A 17,369-nucleotide genomic window follows, 5' to 3' on the forward strand; every position below is an offset into this window, starting at 1 on the left:
TCGGCCGGGGAAGTGTTCCATCCCGGGGAGTCGGGGAGGCTGCCCGGCGCCGAGTTGTCGTACCCATTTGTCAGGATGGCTCAGTGATCCCGTCCCCGCAGCAGATCCTCGACGCCCTGGATCCCGAGCAGCGGGCTGTGGCCGAGGCCTTGAGCGGACCGGTCTGCGTGCTGGCCGGGGCCGGGACGGGCAAGACCCGGGCCATCACCCACCGGATCGCCCACGGCGTGGTCACCGGTGCGTTCCCGGCCCAGCACCTGCTCGCGGTCACGTTCACCACCCGGGCCGCCGGCGAGCTGCGCACCCGGCTGCGGGCCCTCGGCGCCGGCGGGGTCCAGGCCCGCACGTTCCACTCCGCGGCGCTGCGCCAGCTCCAGTTCTTCTGGCCCACCGCGATCGGCGGCGAGCTGCCTCGGGTCGAGGCGAGCAAAGCGCCCCTGGTCGCTGCCGCGGCGGTCCGGAACGGTGTGCGGCCCGGCCCGGCCGAGGTCCGCGACCTGGCCGCCGAGGTCGAGTGGGCGAAGGTCAGCCAGGTCGCCCCAGCCGACTATGTCGCCGCGGCCGCGAAGGTCGGGCGCACCCCGCCGGCGAACCTCGACCCGGCCGGGTTCGCCGAGCTCTACGCCAACTACGAGGACGTCAAGGCCGGGCGGGGTGTCATCGACATGGAGGACATCCTCCTGCTCACGGTCGGTGTCCTCGCCGAGAACTCCGACGTCGCCGAGCGGGTCCGCCGCCAGTACCGCCACTTCGTGGTCGATGAGTACCAGGACGTCAGCCCGCTGCAGCAACGCCTGCTCGAACTGTGGCTCGGTGGCCGCGACGAGCTGTGCGTCGTCGGCGACCCGAGCCAGACGATCTACTCGTTCGCCGGCGCCAGCGCCGAGTTCCTGCTCGGCTTCCCACGCCGGCACCCGGGCACGGAACTCGTCCGCCTGGTGCGCAACTACCGGTCGACGCCGCAGATCGTCCGGGTGGCCAATGCGGTCCTCGGGCCCGGCGCCGAGGCGGTGGCGCTGCGGGCAGTCGGCGGCGACGGGCCCGCGCCGAGCCTCACCGAGCACTCCGACGAGCCCGCCGAGGCCGAGGCGGTCGCGGCCCGGATCGCCGCCGTCATGGCCGAGGGTGTCAACGCGGCACAGATCGCCGTGCTGTTCCGCACCAACAGCCAGTCGGTGGCCTACGAGCAGGCTTTGAGCGACCGCGGTATCGCGTTCGCGCTGCGTGGCGGGGAGAAGTTCTTCCAACGCCCCGAGGTCAAAGCCGCGATCGTCCGCCTGCGCGGCGCGGCCCGGTCCCGAGCGATCGGAACCGACTCCGCCGAGGAACCGGACGGCCTGGTCGACGCGGTCCGGACGTTGCTGGCAGACGCCGGGTTGGTGGCCGGTTCGGCCTCCGGTGCCGGCGCGGTCGGGGAGCGGGCCGAGTCGCTGGCGGCGTTGCTGCGCATCGCCGAGGAGATGGTCGAGCTCGACCCGAGCGCCGACCTCGCGGCGCTCGTGGCCGAGTTGGACAGCCGAGCCGCCGACTCGCAGGCCCCGACGCTGGAGTGCGTCACCCTGGCCTCGCTGCACTCCGCGAAGGGCCTGGAGTGGGACGTGGTGTTCATCGTCGGCCTGGTCGAGGGCATGGTTCCGATCAGCTACGCGGTCAACGATGCCGCGGTCGCCGAGGAACGCCGACTGCTGCACGTCGGCGCGACCCGGGCCCGGCAGCGGCTGGAGCTGTCCTGGGCGCTGGCCCGCTCACCCGGCGGCCGGTCCTCGCGCCAGCGGTCGCGATTCCTGGCCGACCTCGTCCCGGTCCGGGCCGCCGCCCCGACACCGCCCCGCCGGTCGGCGAAGTCGACCGGGCGGGCCGCAGCCACCTGCCGGGCCTGCGGCAAGGCGCTGACCGACGCCCGCTGGCGCAAGTTGGGCCGGTGCGCCGACTGCCCGGTAGCCGTCGACGAAGAACTGCTCGACCGGCTGCGGACCTGGCGCCTGGAGACCTCCCGGGCGGCCAAACTGCCCGCGTTCTGCGTGTTCACCGACGCCACCCTGCTGGCGATCGCCGAGGCCCGGCCGCAGACCGACAACGAGTTGACCCGGATTCCCGGCGTCGGGCGGGCCAAGCTCGACCGCTACGGCGCCGACGTGCTGGCCATCTGCGCCGGCCGCGAACCCGGCCGACTGACCGACTGATCCGACTGACCGACGGCGAATATTCGGTTGCCGCTCGCCGGCACCCCACGTAGCCTCGTGTCACGGCGCGCGAGCGGTGCGTCCTTCGAACTTCGGCTGGAGGTGATTCCACGGTGATCAGCAATCTGATGTGCCAGGTAGCGGGTACGTCCGGCACGACCGGTGGGATCGCCGCCGCCTTGCCGACGTATGTGCGCGAGCAGTCCCTCCGGCCGGCCGCCTGGCGTACCGCCGCAACTGCCGGCATGACCCCGGCACATGTGCCGGCTCCGTCGACCAAGCGCGAAGCCGATTTCGTCCCCTCGGGCATCCCTGGCGGTGGCCCGCCGGTCTGAGCCACAGACCGGCGCCACACAGGCCGCGGAACCCGAAACCGGGATCCGCGGCCTTTCTGTTTCCCACCTGCATATCAACTGCCGGAGAAGTACCGACCACTTCAAGAGGGGGGTGACCTCGCAAGATGAACTCGACATCGCTCGGATCGATCGCCGAGGCAGTCGCTTCGCTGCTGCCCTGCCGGGCGTTCGACGCGGAACTGTTCTTCGCCGAGTCGCCGGAGGACGTGGAGTACGCGAAGTCGCTGTGCAACAACTGCCCGATCCGCCAGGACTGCCTGGCCGGGGCCCTGGACCGCGCCGAGCCGTGGGGCGTCTGGGGCGGGGAGTTGTTCGTCAGCGGGGTCGTCGCGCCGCGCAAGCGGTCGCGGGGACGGCCGCGCAAGGAGGAGCTCGCCGCCTGAGTCACGGCTGGAGCTCACTGCGTGTGCCGAAGCGAAGTGGCCCGGACCAACAGGTCCGGGCCACTTCGAATTTCAGTCCGCTCTGGGCAAGGGGATGTCCTCGTCCCCGGGCAGCCATTCGGCCAGCTCGTCGCGCCACGGTCCACCGGCCTCGAGCTGGCAGAGCACGCCGATCGCGCCCAGCCAGACCCGGTGGATGAGCAGGTAGGCCGGCGGCAGGTTCAGCTGCAGGCCGGTGTAGTAGTGCGCCGAACGCGGGTCGCTGATCCGCCCCGCCTGGGAGCGCAGCCAGGACCGGGAGAACTTGAAGTCCGGGACGGTGATCGGCTCCAGGAACGGCAGCAGGTAGGAGACCAGCTTGTCCGGGTCGATGCCGATCGACCGCTTGATGAAGCCCTCGTCGCGCAGACCCTCGACCACGGCCTCGTTGTCGCCGTGCAGCGCCGCCGACAGGAACTTCCGGACCGCCGGCGGCAGCCCGCCCGGCAGGTGCGCGACCGCGCCGAAGTCGAGGACGCCGAGCCGGCCGTCGGGCAGCATCCGGAAGTTGCCAGGGTGCGGGTCGGCGTGCAGCATCCCGGCCCGGGCCGGGCCGTTCAGCAGGAAGCGGTGGTACAGGAGGCCGGCCCGGTCGCGTGTCTCCTGATCGCCGTCGGTGATGATCCGCGACAGCGGGGTGCCGTCGATCCACTCGGTGACGATGACCTCGCCGGCCTGGTGCACGACCGGCGGCACGCAGATGTCCGGGTCGCCGGCGAAGGCCTCGGCGAACACCCGCTGGGAGTTCGCCTCCAGCTCGTAGTCGAGCTCCTCGGCCACCCGTTGCTTGAGCTCGGTGATCAGCGGCTTGATGTCCAGGCCGGGCACCAGAACACCGAACAGCCGGGCCAGCCGGGACAACTGGTTGAGGTCGCCGAGCAGCGCCGCGCCGGCCCCCGGATACTGCACCTTGACGGCCACCACCCGCCCGTCCGACCAGGTCGCGCGGTGCACCTGACCCACGCTGGCCGCGGCGACGGCCCGGGTGTCGAACTCGGTGAACAGCGACTCCCAGTCCGGGCCCAGCCCTCGGGTCATGACCTCACGGACGACCTTCGGGGGCAACGGTGGGGCTGCGTCCTGGAGCTTCACCAGCGTTGCCCGGTACGGCGTGACCAGCGCCTCCGGCAGTGCGGCCTCGAAGATCGACAGGGCCTGGCCGAACTTCATGGCCCCGCCCTTGAGCTCGCCGAGGACCTTGAAGATCTGCTCGGCGGTGCGCTGCTGGATCTCCGAGGCGACGATCTCGGCAGGCCGCCCACCGATCCGCTTGCCCAGCCCGAGAGTGGCTCGCCCAGCCATCCCCAGGGGCAGGGCCGCCAGTTTGGCGCCACGTGTCAACGCCCGCAGCGGAATCTGCGCCGGCCCGTCCTGCTCGGAGCTCATTGCTGCATTGTCCCCTCGCCCCCGTTCGGCGGTTCGGCCGTACCCCACCGGGCCGGGATCACCCGCCCCCGGATCCGAGGGCGTCGGCCCAGCCGCAGCCGCAGTTCGGGTGCCTCGCCCAGGACCGGCGCCGTGCCAACCCGTCCGGCAGCCGCACGTGCACCGTGCCGTCGAGGCTCGGGGCCGTCCCGGAGTCCAAAAAGCTCAGCGCATGGAGCGCCCCGGTGCCGGCCAGGACGGTCGCCAGCACGACGTCGCAGGCCGGGATCGGCAAGACGGACCGGCCCGCGCGCAGTTGCGCCTGGACCACCGGCCACGCCGGATCCCGGTCGGTCCGGCTCAGGTCCAGGCAGCGCAGGCAGGCGCTGCGCCCCTGGACCACCAACGGACCGACCACGCCGCCGGTCTCGCAGACCCCGACGACCAGGTGCGGGCCCTCCGGCAGGTCGCCGCTCGGCGGCAGGCCGTCGTCGGAGGCCAGCACCACCAGGTCAACCTCGCCCGGTGCCGACTTCGCCGCGCCCCGCGGCCGGCCGAGGCGCTCGGCGCGATGCCCGGCGGGACCGAGATCGGTCGGGCGGACGGCACCAGGGTCGACCAGGCGGACCGTGCCGACCCCGGCAGCCTCGAGCAACCCGGCCACCGCCGACCCGACCCGACCGCCGCCACGGACCTCGACGTGGGCCGCCAGGCGTCGAGACATGGTTCGGCGGCCGCCGTCCGGGCAGGGATCGAGCAGGGTGAGGGAGACCAGGTCAGGCATCAGCCGATCGCGGGTGACCCGGGGCAGGTCGGACCAGCCCGCGCAGTCCGCACCCGCGTCCTCGAGCAGGCCGTTTCCGGCGAGCAGGTCGAGCAGTTCGGTGACGGCGCCCGCGCCGACACCTGCCTCGGCGGCCCCGGCGCGCAGGCCGGCGACGTCCGAGACGCCGTCGAGGCCGTCCATCCAGCGACGAGTGGGTGCGTCGAGGCCGGTGAGCAGCACCGACCGTTCCGGGTCGACGCCGAACTGGACCGCACCGTCGGGCCGGCGCAACCGGGTCAGGCCCGACTTGACCATCGGCCGGCGGATCGGAGCATCCGCTCGGCGCACGCACTCATCGACCGACATCCCACCCCCGAACCAGAACGCCAACGCAGTGCGGGCGCCGGCTCAGAGTGGCCGCCGGCCCGTCACACGCGCCGGGAATCGGCCCGAACTGTGGAAAAAGTCGGTCTGGGGACCAGGGCCCTGCCTCAGGACAGGGCCCAGCTAAGCCTTGCCGAGAATCCGGTTCAGCTTTGTGCCGCAGACCGGGCAGGTGCCCTGCGCCATCCGGCGGCCGGACTCGCTGACCTTCACCTCGCCGGTGAAGTCGCGCTTCTCCTTGCACTTCACGCAGTAGGCATTGCCCGTGTAGCTCTCGGCCATCGCGATTTCCTCCGGTCTGTGCGATCTTCGGGCCACCTTAGTGTCGTTCCCGACCTACTCTCGCGACCGGTGGCTCGGCGCGGCGGGGCGGCGTGAGCGAGCGTGCGATTGAACCGATGTCACGGTGACGCGCCATTCGTGGCGCGAGCCGGGCGATTAAGGCGCGCAGGCGGCAAGCGCGGACACGCCGGTACCCTGCCGCGATGACCCAGATGCAGTTGTCCGAGCACCTGTCGATCAGCCGTGACGACGCCGGCGTGGTGACCCTGCTGCTGGACAATCCGACCCGCCGCAACGCCATGTCGGACCGGATGACCTCCGCCTGGACGGCTGCGATGACGGCGTTGCGGACCGACCGGACCGTGCGGGCCGTGGTGGTGACCGGGGCCGGCGACGCGTTCTGCTCCGGCGGCGACCACGAGTGGTTGGCGACGATGCCGGACAACTCCGTCGACGCCCTGCGCACCCGAATGCTGGCCTTCTACCGGTCGTGGCTGTCGATCCGGGACCTTGAGGTGCCCACGATCAGCGCGGTCAACGGCGCCGCCGTCGGCGCCGGACTGTGCCTGGCCCTGGCCACCGACCTCTGCTACGTAGCCGACGAGGCCAAGCTCACGGCTCCGTTCACCAAGCTCGGGTTGCATTCCGGGATGGCCGCCACCTGGCTGCTGCCGCAGTCCGGCGGGATCCGACTGGCCCGGGAGATGCTGCTGACCGGGCGCGTCGTCACCGGCGCGACCGCCGCCGCGGAGGGCTTGGTCAACCGGTCGTTCCCGCGCGAACAGTTGCTTGGCGAGGTGGCCGGGATCGCCGGCGACATCGCGGCCTGCGCACCGATCCCGACTCGGCTGACCAAGGTCGCGCTGGTCGACGGCGGCCACGCCAGTTCCGCGGCGGCCCTGCAGTGGGAGGCCATGGCCCAGCCGATCTCGATGGCCACCGAGGATTTGCGCGAGGGTCTGGCCGCGGCCAAGGAGCGCCGTCCGGCCCGATTCCTGGGGCGCTGAACCCGGCTCGCGTCGCCCGGACGGCGCGTCCGTGGACGTTGTCCGGCGCGCGCTGGAACGTGCCGCTACGGTCGGCACCGTGGGTGGCGATTCCGGGCCTGTCGAGCAGGCGATCGACCCGACTCCGGTCGAGGTGCGCCGCAGCGCGCGCCGTCGAAGCACAGTCACCGCCTATCGCGAGGGCGGTCGCACGGTCGTGCTGATCCCGGCCCGGATGAGCCGGGCCGAGGAGCGCCGCTGGGTCGAGGTGATGCTGGCCCGGCTGACGGCGCAGGAGGGCCGCCGCCGCCCCAGCGACGACGCCTTGCTGGCCCGCGCCGGGAAGCTCGCCGACCGCTACCTCGACGGCAGGCCGGCGCCGGCGTCGGTCCGGTGGGCCGAGAACCAGGTCCACCGCTGGGGGTCGTGCACGCCACTCGACGGAACCATCCGCCTGTCCACCCGGCTGCGGGGGATGCCCGAATACGTCGTCGACTACGTGCTGCTCCACGAACTCGCGCACCTGATCGTCCCCGGCCACGGCCCGGACTTCTGGGCGCTGCTGGTCGGCTACCCGAAGCTGGAACGCGCTCGCGGCTACCTCGACGGCGTCGCCCACGCGGCGGGACTCGACCTGACCGACGCGGACTGACCCGACCGCCCGTCAGCTGGCGATCGCCGCCAGCACGCACGACAACGTCCACGCCGCCGCGTACACCGCCAGGCTCACCAGCCCGTACGCCGGACGGTGCGTGGCACCCGGGCCGTCCGGCTTCGGGGCCGAGGACTGGACCGAACCGACCAGCGACTCCGCCGAGTACGCCGCCTCCGGGTCGTAGGTGCGTCCGGACCGGCGGGAGGACTCCTGGTTGATGATCCTGGCCAGCTCGTCGACGCGGTCGCGGCGGGTCAGTGGGCTGGACAGCGCCTGCCCGAACACCGTCGCGCCGACCGAGTCGCCGTCGGCCAGCGACAGCCGCAACGCGGTGTCGTAGCCGGCGCCCTGGATGGCCGCCCAGCTCGCCTCGATGGTGTGCATCGGGTTCTCGAACCGCACTCCGGTGTCGTCGAGGAGAATCCGCGGGCGCAGCAGGAAACGCTGCGCCCCCCACAGCGCCGGAACCACGATGATGCCGAAGAACCACCGGTCGATGAACCCGTTGCCGCTGCCGACGGTCTTGCCCGGGTCGTAGAGCGAACCGAACGCCAGGCCCAGCGCGATCAGGTCGAGGAAGAGGCCGACGCCGATCGCCGAGGGCTGCCGGACCACCAGGCGCGACTCGGCCTCGATCGGCTGGTCGGTCGGGATCGGGCCGAATCCCAGCCGACGCATCACCGGCTGTTCGCGTCCGTGCGGAGCCGCGCTCGCGCTGCCTTCACGAGCCTGCGCACGGCTTCGTCGGTCGGCTCCGGCAGCTCCCCGACGGGGCACCAGCGCACGTCGGCCGACTCGGCGCTGACCGCCGGGGCCGACCCCTCCGGGGCCAGGATCGCGAACATCACGTCCAGATGATGCTCCGCGCCGCACGGGGCACGGTGTCGGTCCAGATGCACCGGGCCGCCGAGCACCCGCAGGTGGGCCACCCCGGTCTCCTCGGTGGCCTCGCGCAGCGCGGCCCCGGCCAGAGTCGCGTCGCCCGGCTCGCAGTGCCCGCCCGGCTGCAGCCACATCCCGACCTTGCGGTGCAGCACCAGCAGCACCCGCTCGCCGGTCGCGTCGAGCACGGCCGCACTGGCGGTCACATGCGCCGGGACGCACTCGCGGCTCATCCCGTCCGGGTGGGACGCAAGGTGTGCCAGATAGTCCGTGCGTAGTTGCAACTGTTGCGGTGAATCGGGCTGAAAGGCCTTCAGAACCGTTACCGCGTCGGCGTGCAGGCTCACTCCGGCGGGTTCTCCGGCTCGTCGAGCAGCTGACCGAAGTCGAGCCCGTCCGAGCCGGACACGAACGCGGCCGGGTCGTCGAGGTCGGAGGCGGAGGGCAGCAGGTCCGGGTGCGACCACGTCGCGTCGCGTCCGTCGGTGCCTTTCGCCTCGCCGAGCAGCCGCCACAGCTCGGCGCACTCGCGCAGGCGCCGCGGTCGCAGTTCCAGGCCGACCAGGTTGCCGAACGTCTGCTCGGCCGGCCCGCCCGCGGCCCGCCGCCGGCGCAGGGTCTCGCGCATCGCCGCGGCGTTGGTCAGCCGGCCCTCGGCCGCGGCCGCGGTGACCACGTCGACCCAACCCTCGATCAGGGCCAGGATCGTCTCCAGCCGCGCCAGCGCGAGCTGCTGCTGCGGGGTGTCCTGCGGGGCGAACATGCCGTCGGACAGCGCGTGGGAGATCGCCTCCGGGTCGTTGACGTCGAGCCCGCCGACGAGACCCTCCAGCCGCGACATGTCGATCGTGATGCCCTTGGCGTAGGCCTCCACCGCCGAGACGACGTGCCCACGCAACCAACCCACACCGGTGAACAGCCGCTGGTGCGCGGCCTCCCGCAGCGCCAGGTACAGCCGGATCTCGCCGGCGTCGGCCTCCAGCCCGGCGCTGAACGCCGCGACGTTGACCGGCACCAGCGCCGGCCGACCGGCCGGACCCAGCGGCAGGCCGATGTCGGTGGCGCCGAAGACCTCGGCGGCCAGCGTTCCCAGCCCCTGGCCGACCTGGGCGCCGAACATTGCCCCGCCCATCTGACGCATGACCCCGAGCAGCGGGTTGGCCGGCGCCGCGACCTCGCCCGGCAGGACCTCGCCCATCGCGGCGACCACTCGCCCGGCGACCGGCTCGATCAGGGTCTGCCAGACCGGCAGGGTCGCCTCGATCCACTCCGCCCGGCTCCAGACCGCCGCGTCGCCCGCGGTGGGCGGCAGGACCGTGGCCGTGTCCAGCCACAGCTCGGCAAGTCGGACCGCTTCGACGACCTCACGCCTGGCGGCGTCGGTCACCGACGGGTCGGGCGCCTGCGCGGAGGTCCGGCGGGCGATGTCCTTGGCCAGATCCCAGTTCACCGGGCCGCCGGTCCACGACATCATCTGGCCGAGTTGGGTGAACGCCGCCTGGATCGCCGCCGGGTCGCTGCCGAACATCGCGGCGAACGGGTTCTCCGAGCCGGTGAAATCCATCCGAGGCCGGTCCGGGTCGTCGCCCGAAGGCGCCCCGAATCCGAACGGTGTCCCACTCATCGGCCGTCACCGCCGGTCAACGGCAATCCGAGGGGCGCGGCAACGCGAAGACCGATCAGGTCACATTTCAGGGCGAATCGGTCCAGATCAGGCACACTGGCCGTGTTCAGGGCCCGCCCCGACGCAACGTGGCTCGGCTCCCCTGCAGGCTTGTTCATGCTGTCCAACTTAGACGGTGGCAGGCGGGGACGTCAGAGACCGTCGGGGAGGGAGCGCAGCACCGATGGCGGACTCGCGGCGCTCGGAGCGACCGCCCGGTCCGTCGCCCGCGGCCCCGGCCAGGTGGCGGTCAGCCCGCGAGACGGCGGGGCCGCGCGACGTCCGGGTCGCGGTCACCGGGACCCCCGGTCCACTGCGTGACGCGATCGCCGCGCACCTGACCGAGTCGGCCGGAACGGTCTCGGTCCGCGTGCTGGACGCCCACATGCCCCGAGCCGGGCAACGGCTGCGCGACGTCGACGTGGTGGTCCTGGTCGCCGCGAGCCTGGAGACCGGGACGCGGCGGCTCACCCCGGAGGAAACCGCTCGGATCCTGCGCGCGGCGACCGCGGTTCCCCGGCTCGTGCTGGTCAGCAGCGCGATGGTGTACGGCGCGGACCCGGCCAACGACCTGCCGCTGGCCGAGGACGCGCCGTTGCTCGCCGAGGAGCGAGGCATCGCCGGGGACCTGCTCGACATCGAACGCCTGGTCGCGGGGCAACGTGCGCAGGGGTTGACCGTGCTGCGGCCGGCGATGTTGGTCGGTCGCGGTGCCGACACCGTCTTCGTGCGGCATTTCTCCGCGCCGTTGCTGCTGCAGGTCCAGGGCTCGACCCCGGCCTGGCAGTTCTGCCACGTCGACGACCTGCTCTCGGCGGTCGGCTACGCGGTTGCCGGACGCGTCGAGGGTGCTGTCACGGTCGGCTGCGAGGGTTGGCTGGCCCAGGAGACCGTCGAGTCGATCGCGGGCCTGCGCCGGCTGGTGCTGCCCGCCGCGTTGGCGTTCGGAACCGCCGAACGCCTGCACCGGCTCGGCGTCTCACCGGCGCCGGCCGGCGAGCTGCGCTACGTCGCCTATCCGTGGGTGGTGCCGAGCACCCGACTGCTGACCGCCGGATGGCGCCCGACCCACGACAACGCCGCCGCGCTCACCGAACTGCTCGCCGCGGCCGAGGCTGCCGGCGGTCGCCGCGGCCTGCGGGAGACCCCGTTGTCGGCGGCGGGCGCGGCGGTCGCGATGGTCGGCACGGCCGCCCTGCTCCGTCAGGCCCGCCGCCGCCGTCGCGGCTGAGTCGCCCGCCCGCCGGCGGTGCGGACGCCGAGCAGCCACAATGTCCCCATGGACGCTGGGCCTATCCGACTGATCGAGATCCGCGACGTCGCGTTGTCGCCGGCCGAGGTGCTGGCCGCGGTCGACGACCCGACCGCCGGCGGGTCGACGTTGTTCGTCGGCACCGTGCGCGACAAGGACGGCGGCCGGGACGTGAAGGACCTCAGCTACAGCGCCCACCCCAGCGCCGTGGCGAAGATGCGCGAGGTCGCGGAGGAGGTCGCCGCCGAGCACGACGTGATCGCGCTGGCCGCCGTGCATCGGGTCGGCGACTTGAGCATCGGCGATCTGGCGGTCGTCGTCGCGGTCTCCTGCGGGCACCGCGGGGAGGCGTTCGTCGCCTGCCGCGCGCTGATCGACCGCATCAAGGCCGAGGTGCCGATCTGGAAGCACCAGTTGTTCCTCGACGGCAGCACCGAATGGGTGGGGACACCCTGATCAGCGTCGGGGTGACATAAGGTCAGCCCGTGCTGAAGCGGGTGAACTGGCGCTCGCCGCGAACCGTCTCGTTGAGTGTCGCGAGCGTTCTGCTGGCCGTGCTCGCGGTGCTGCTGCTGGTCCTTCCGGTGCCCTACGCCCGACTGTCTCCCGGCCCGGCCACCGACACCCTCGGCGAGTCCAGCGGCAAGCAGCTGATCACGATCAACGGCACGACCACGTACCCGACCAGCGGGCACCTGGACATGACAACGGTCTCGATAACCAACCCGGACCACCGGATGACGCTGCTCGAGGCGCTGTCCGGCTGGTTCTCCTCCGGGGTCGCGGTGGTCCCTAAGGAGACCGTCTACGACACCACCAAATCCGCCGCGCAGATCGACGCCGAGAACACCCAGGAGATGGAGCTCTCCCAGAAGCACGCCACCGCGGCGGCGCTGCTGGCGCTCAACGTCAAGGGCGTCATCTCCCACGTCGTGGTCTCCGCGCTCACCTCCGGCACCCCCGCCTACGGCAAGCTCCAGGTCGCCGACGAGATCGAGAAGATCGACGGCAAGACCGTGAACACCCCGCAGGACGTCGTCGACGACGTCCGCGCCCACAAGCCCGGCGAGCAGGTGACGTTCCTGGTCAAGCGCAAGGACTCGACGGGCAACGAGCACGAGCTCACCGTCACGCTGACCACGGCCAAGAACCCCAGCGACGCGAAGCTGCCCTACATCGGCATCAGCCCGGACCGCGACTACACGTTCCCGTTCCAGGTGAAGATCGAGCTCGACAACGTCGGCGGCCCCAGCGCCGGGATGATGTTCGCGCTCGGGATCATCGAGCGGCTGTCCCAGGGCGGCATCACCGGCGGCAAGACCATCGCCGGCACCGGCACGATCACCGACGACGGCACGGTCGGCAAGATCGGCGGCATCCAGATGAAGATCCTCGGCGCCAAACGGGCCGGCGCGACCGTGTTCCTGGTCCCTGCCGACAACTGCCGCGAGGCCGCGCAGGACCCGCCGAAGGGCATCGAGTTGGTGAAGGTCGACAAGCTCTCGACTGCGCTGTCGGCGCTGCTGGCCATCCGCACCGGGCAGGGCACGGTCCCGCACTGCTGACCCGGCAAGTGCCGGCTAGGTGCAGGTTTGAACGGGTGATCATCGGCACGTGGCACGCGACTAGATAGGTTTGGCTGCTGTGACCTCCGGCCCGCACCCTTCGACCGGTCCCGCACGTGTGGGCCTCGGGGTGTCGGCGACATGAGTTTCGAGGTTCCGCCACCGCCGCCGGGTCGCCGCCCGTTCCGACCGACGACGCCTCGTCGTCGGCCTCGCGCGCTGGTGCCGGTGCTGGTGGTGCTGTTCGTCCTGTTCGCGTTGTTCTTCGTGATGGCCGACTTCGTCACCGACCTGTGGTGGTATCGGGCGGTCCAGTACTCCGAGGTGTTCACGACCCGGCTGACGACCCGGAGCGTGCTGTTCCTGATCTTCGGCATCACGATGTCGGTAGTGGTCGCCCTCAACGTGGTGATCGCCTACCGGTTGCGCCCGACGTTGCGTGGGATGTCGCAGGAGCAGCAGAACCTCGACCGGTATCGGGTCGGCGTCGATCCGTACAAGGTGCCGATCATGATCGTCTCCGGTGTGCTGCTGGGGATCCTGTCCGGCACGTCGGCGTCGGGGGAGTGGCGCAACTGGCTGCTCTGGCGGAACAAGACGTCGTTCGGGGTGACGGACCCCGAGTTCCACAAGGACGTCTCGTTCTACATGTTCAGCTACCCGTGGTGGCGCTTCCTGCTCGGCTTCGCGTTCGCCGTGGTGCTGGTCAGCCTGCTCGCCACCGTGATGACCCATTACCTCTACGGCGGCCTGCGCCTGCAGACCCCGGGGGACAAGGCGACCTCCGCCGCCCAGGCGCACCTGTCCGTCCTGCTCGGCCTGTTCGTCGCGCTGAAGGCCGTCGCGTACTGGCTGGACCGCTACGGGTTGGCGGTCAACGGCGGCGGGTTCGACAACGTCAGCGGTTGGACCGGGCTGCGCTACAAGGACGTCAACGCGCTGCTGCCGGCCAAGGAGATCCTCTGCGCGATCGCCGCGATCTGCGCGTTGCTGTTCTTCGCGAACGTCTGGCGGCGCACCTGGCTGCTGCCTGGGATCGGCTTCGGTCTGCTGGTGCTCTCGGCGCTGCTGATCGGCACGGCGTACCCGGCGATCGTGCAGCAGTTCCAGGTGAAGCCCTCCGAGTCCACCCGCGAGGCCCCGTACATCCAACGCAACATCAACGCCACCCGCGCCGCGTACAGCCTGACCAACGCCAAGGTCGATCCCTACGACGCCAAGACCTCGGTGGTGCCCGGCCAACTGCGCGCCGACGCGAACACCACGGCGAGCATCCGGGTGCTGGACCCGAACATCGTCTCGCCGACGTTCGAGGCGGAGCAGCAGATCCGCCGCTTCTACAGCTTCCCCGAGATTCTGCGGATCGACCGTTACCCCATCGACGGTCGCAGCCAGGACGTCGTGGTGGCGGCCCGGGAACTGAACCTCGCATCGGTCCCGGCCGAGCAGCGCAACTGGATCAACGACCACTTCCTGTACACCCACGGATTCGGTCTGGTCGCGGCCCGCGGGAACACCGTGGATGTCGACGGCTCGCCCAGCTACGTGTCGAAGGACATCCCGCCGACCGGGCAGCTGGGCGCATACGAACCCCGCGTCTACTTCGGTGAGGAGTCCCCGGACTACTCGATCGTCGGGGCCAAGGCCGGTTCCGCGCCCCGCGAGTTCGACACCGAGCAGGCCGCCGGCCAGAACCTCAACACCTACCAGGGGCCGGGGGTCGGCGTCGGCTCGCTGTGGCGCCGACTGCTCTACGCGGTCAAGTTCCGCGAGCAGAAGATCCTGCTGTCCTCGGAGATCAACTCGGCCTCCAAGGTGCTCTACATCCGCAACCCGCGGTCCCGGGTCGCCCGGGTCGCGCCGTGGTTGACCCTTGACTCCGACCCGTATCCGGCGGCGGTCGACGGCCGGATCCAGTGGATCGTCGACGGCTACACGACCAGCGCGAACTATCCGTACGCCAGCCGCACCACGCTCGGCCATGCGACCCAGACAGCGGTCACCGCCGCGACCGGGCGCGTGATCGCACCGCGTGACGAGGTCAACTACATCCGCAACTCGGTCAAGGCGACCGTCGACGCCTACACCGGTGAGGTGAAGCTCTACGGATGGGACGAGTCCGACCCGGTCCTCACGACTTGGAAGAAGGCCTTCCCGGGCACCGTCAAGGACCGGAGCACGATCCCGGCCGACCTGCTGGTGCACCTCCGCTACCCCGAGGACTTCTTCAAAGTTCAACGCGAGTTGCTGGCCCGCTACCACGTGACCGACCCGCAGGCCTTCTACACCAAGGCCGACTTCTGGCAGGTGCCGCTGGACCCCACCGGCGCTGACGTCACCGGACTGGCAGGCAGCGCCGAGTCCGACCCGCAGCCGCCCTACTACCTGACGTTGAAGATGCCCGAACAGCAGACCTCGACGTTCTCGTTGACCACGACGTTCGAGCCGCTGGGCCGGGGGCAGTTGGCGGCGCTGATGGCTGTCGATGCCGAGCCCGGGCCGGACTACGGGACCATCCGCGTGCTCGGGCTGCCGCCGAGCACCAACGTGCCCGGCCCCCGGTTGGTGCAGAGCAACATCACCAGCGACTCGGTAGTCAGCAGCACCCTGTTGCAGTACCGCGGCAACAAGGTCCGGTACGGGAACCTGCTGACGCTGCCGATCGGCGGCGGTCTGCTCTACGTGGAGCCGATGTACGTCCAGCCGACAACCGGCACCAGCTATCCGCTGCTGCGCCAGGTGATCGCCTCGTTCGGCAACAACGTGGCGATCGGCGACGACCTCAACACCGCCCTGAACAAGCTGTTCAGCGGCGCGGCCGGCACCGGTGCCGCACCGAACCCGGCGCAGCCGCCGAGCAATGCGACCTCGGCGCCGTCTGACGGGTCGTCAGGGCCCAAGGGGGCGACCGCCGTCGCCGCCGCGATCGCCGACGCCCAGGCCGCGCAGGCCGACGGCAAGGCCGCCCTGGCCAAGGGCGACTTCGCCGCCTACGGCAAGGACCAGGACCGCATCGCCGCCGACCTGCAGAAGGCCGCCGACGCGGAGAAGAGCCCGGCGAAGGCCCCGGCCGCGGCCACCACGGCCCCGACCCCGAAGGCCACCTCGCCACCATGACCCGAGCAGCCGACGGGCGCCGGTAACCCGATTGGCTAGCGCTGCCCACCCTGCTGTAAGCTTCAATCACCGACGCGGGGTGGAGCAGCTCGGTAGCTCGCTGGGCTCATAACCCAGAGGTCACAGGTTCAAATCCTGTCCCCGCTACAAAGAAGAGCAGGTCAGGGCCCCTCTCGAGGGGCCCTGACCATTTTCATGCCAGACACGTGCCGGAACCGCCGCGCCCGCACCGAGCCGACACACCGGGCCGACATTTCGCGACACGCCGTGATGCGACTCCGGTAGATGGTTGACACCTTGCACCATGGCGGCCCGCGCCGGGCCCGTGGGGTGGTCGAGGAACTGCCCAGCGGTGCCCTGCGGGTACAGGTGTTCGCGGGCTACGACCCGGTCACCAAGAAGCGGCACGGTTGGCGGATCGGTGAGCGGCCACCCTTCGCGTCGGGGCAGCAGTGCCGGAACCGTCGTGGGGCTCGGGAGGTCGGTCGATGCCGGGACGGGTGGGAGATCGGGCCGTGCGGCGACTGCCCGGCCGCGCGAGGCTGGCGCAGCCGGGCGGCGGGTGTACAACAGGCCGTTCAACATCCCGCGCTGTTTGTACGCCGTTGAACGCCGCGTTGGTGGCCCGCCGGGAGGGATCGCATACCTCGGTGAAAGTCGGGGCGGACAGACGGTGTCACCGGTTATCTGAAGCCCGCGTGTTACCGATCAATCGGAGCCCGACAGCCGCCTTGAGCCGCTGCGCCGCCGGACGATTGCCGAATTGGCCTTCGCCGTGCGGACCAAGGATGACGGAGCTGGCGCGGACGGTGATCCGGTGGCAGCGCTGCATGACACGGAGGCAGAGACGGTGACGAGGAGGGCTTGCAGGACCTCTTCGATATTGACGAGCGGGAGGCGGCCGAGTTGGGGCCGACCTGGACCCGGTGGCGCCGATCGAGCCAGAACTCGACTGATCAGCGGTTGGCGCTACCCGACACGGTCGAGGGCCGGCTGTGGATACGCGCCGAGGTATTCGGCGCAACCCCCTCGTATGCAACCGGCCACCGCGAACGCAGGCCCCGCCGACGGAGTCATCTTCGGCCGCAGGCGGAGGAGCGGACACCGCGTGATCATCCAGCGACACCGCCAAAACTGACTCGCCGTCAGCATCGTCCCGCTAAGGTCGGTCCATTGGGACGCTGCTGGCCGTCGTTGACACGCCCGGGCGGCGGTCGAGGACGGAATGACCGGACTGCGTGAGGACGGTTGGCGCAAGGTCCGTAGTGGGTTGACCTCGATCGAGGAGGTGCTCCGGGTCGTGACCTAGACCGGACCTGCCGACGTTCCGGTTCGCCGAGCCATCGCGATCGGTCGGGGTCCTGACCCGACGTGGGATCGGCTCGGTGTGAGTCCTTGACGTCTCGGGCAGGTGTTTCGGTATGCAGAACGTGACGGAGATCGAGCGCAAGTTCCTGGCCGGCGGCGAGGCAGGTACCCCGGACTGGTCGA

General features: G+C 71.1%; 15 protein-coding genes and 1 tRNA gene. 10 read left to right on the forward strand and 6 right to left on the reverse strand.

The window, feature by feature from the left end; translation table 11 throughout:
- The first annotated feature begins 83 nt into the window (after positions 1-83).
- From VHU88_02195 to VHU88_02205, 3 genes are all read left to right on the forward strand, one after another.
- Positions 84-2,183: an ATP-dependent DNA helicase UvrD2 gene (locus tag VHU88_02195; GenBank protein HEX3610476.1), complete on the forward strand. Its 2,100-nt coding sequence runs from the start codon at positions 84-86 to the stop codon at positions 2,181-2,183.
- Positions 2,184-2,296: 113 nt separating this feature from the next.
- Positions 2,297-2,518: a hypothetical protein gene (locus VHU88_02200; protein ID HEX3610477.1), complete on the forward strand. Its 222-nt coding sequence runs from the start codon at positions 2,297-2,299 to the stop codon at positions 2,516-2,518.
- Between the two features lie 125 nt (positions 2,519-2,643).
- Positions 2,644-2,922, forward strand: coding sequence for a WhiB family transcriptional regulator (locus VHU88_02205; protein ID HEX3610478.1), 279 nt, complete (start codon positions 2,644-2,646; stop codon positions 2,920-2,922).
- A 72-nt stretch (positions 2,923-2,994) separates the two neighbouring features.
- On the opposite strand, the gene VHU88_02210 is transcribed toward VHU88_02205, so the two are convergent.
- The 3 genes from VHU88_02210 to VHU88_02220 all read right to left on the reverse strand — a co-directional run bounded on the left by VHU88_02210 (position 2,995) and on the right by VHU88_02220 (position 5,758).
- Positions 2,995-4,347: an AarF/ABC1/UbiB kinase family protein gene (locus VHU88_02210; GenBank protein HEX3610479.1), complete on the reverse strand. Its 1,353-nt coding sequence runs from the start codon at positions 4,345-4,347 to the stop codon at positions 2,995-2,997.
- Between the two features lie 58 nt (positions 4,348-4,405).
- Entirely contained in the window at positions 4,406-5,407 is a 1,002-nt protein-coding gene (locus tag VHU88_02215) for a ThiF family adenylyltransferase (GenBank protein ID HEX3610480.1), read from the reverse strand.
- Positions 5,408-5,599: 192 nt separating this feature from the next.
- A complete protein-coding gene (locus tag VHU88_02220) occupies positions 5,600-5,758 on the reverse strand; it encodes a DUF5679 domain-containing protein (GenBank protein ID HEX3610481.1) in 159 nt (52 codons plus the stop codon).
- A gap of 203 nt (positions 5,759-5,961) precedes the next feature.
- Between VHU88_02220 and VHU88_02225 the strand changes: the two genes are divergently transcribed.
- Both VHU88_02225 and VHU88_02230 read left to right on the forward strand, forming a co-directional pair.
- A complete protein-coding gene (locus VHU88_02225; protein HEX3610482.1) occupies positions 5,962-6,765 on the forward strand; it encodes an enoyl-CoA hydratase-related protein in 804 nt (267 codons plus the stop codon).
- A gap of 79 nt (positions 6,766-6,844) precedes the next feature.
- A complete protein-coding gene (locus tag VHU88_02230) occupies positions 6,845-7,396 on the forward strand; it encodes a M48 family metallopeptidase (protein HEX3610483.1) in 552 nt (183 codons plus the stop codon).
- 12 nt (positions 7,397-7,408) lie between these two features.
- Here VHU88_02230 and VHU88_02235 read toward each other — a convergent pair whose 3' ends face one another.
- Genes VHU88_02235 through VHU88_02245 form a run of 3 tightly spaced genes read right to left on the reverse strand, consistent with a single transcriptional unit; the run spans position 7,409 to position 9,905 of the window.
- Complete coding sequence (locus VHU88_02235) at positions 7,409-8,077, reverse strand: hypothetical protein (protein ID HEX3610484.1); 669 nt, start codon at positions 8,075-8,077, stop codon at positions 7,409-7,411.
- On the reverse strand, positions 8,077-8,628 hold the full coding sequence (locus VHU88_02240; GenBank protein ID HEX3610485.1) for an NUDIX domain-containing protein: 552 nt from the start codon (positions 8,626-8,628) through the stop codon (positions 8,077-8,079). The genes VHU88_02235 and VHU88_02240 overlap by 1 nt, the downstream gene beginning before the upstream one ends.
- Positions 8,625-9,905 carry a zinc-dependent metalloprotease gene (locus VHU88_02245; GenBank protein ID HEX3610486.1) on the reverse strand — a complete coding sequence of 427 codons (1,281 nt, stop codon included), beginning with the start codon at positions 9,903-9,905 and terminating at the stop codon, positions 8,625-8,627. The genes VHU88_02240 and VHU88_02245 overlap by 4 nt, the downstream gene beginning before the upstream one ends.
- 223 nt (positions 9,906-10,128) lie before the next feature.
- Between VHU88_02245 and VHU88_02250 the strand changes: the two genes are divergently transcribed.
- The 5 genes from VHU88_02250 (at position 10,129) to VHU88_02270 (ending at position 16,025) form a co-directional block, all read left to right on the forward strand.
- Complete coding sequence (locus VHU88_02250; GenBank protein ID HEX3610487.1) at positions 10,129-11,175, forward strand: NAD-dependent epimerase/dehydratase family protein; 1,047 nt, start codon at positions 10,129-10,131, stop codon at positions 11,173-11,175.
- A gap of 48 nt (positions 11,176-11,223) precedes the next feature.
- Positions 11,224-11,652: a molybdenum cofactor biosynthesis protein MoaE gene (locus VHU88_02255; protein ID HEX3610488.1), complete on the forward strand. Its 429-nt coding sequence runs from the start codon at positions 11,224-11,226 to the stop codon at positions 11,650-11,652.
- 29 nt (positions 11,653-11,681) lie between these two features.
- Positions 11,682-12,761, forward strand: coding sequence for a S16 family serine protease (locus VHU88_02260; GenBank protein ID HEX3610489.1), 1,080 nt, complete (start codon positions 11,682-11,684; stop codon positions 12,759-12,761).
- A gap of 141 nt (positions 12,762-12,902) precedes the next feature.
- Positions 12,903-15,878 (forward strand): UPF0182 family protein, encoded by a 2,976-nt coding sequence (locus VHU88_02265; GenBank protein ID HEX3610490.1) that lies wholly within the window; start codon positions 12,903-12,905, stop codon positions 15,876-15,878.
- A gap of 73 nt (positions 15,879-15,951) precedes the next feature.
- Positions 15,952-16,025: transfer RNA gene (locus VHU88_02270), tRNA-Met, on the forward strand.
- Positions 16,026-17,369: the final 1,344 nt, after the last annotated feature.

Source organism: Sporichthyaceae bacterium (assembly GCA_036269075.1).
GTDB lineage: Bacteria > Actinomycetota > Actinomycetes > Sporichthyales > Sporichthyaceae > DASQPJ01.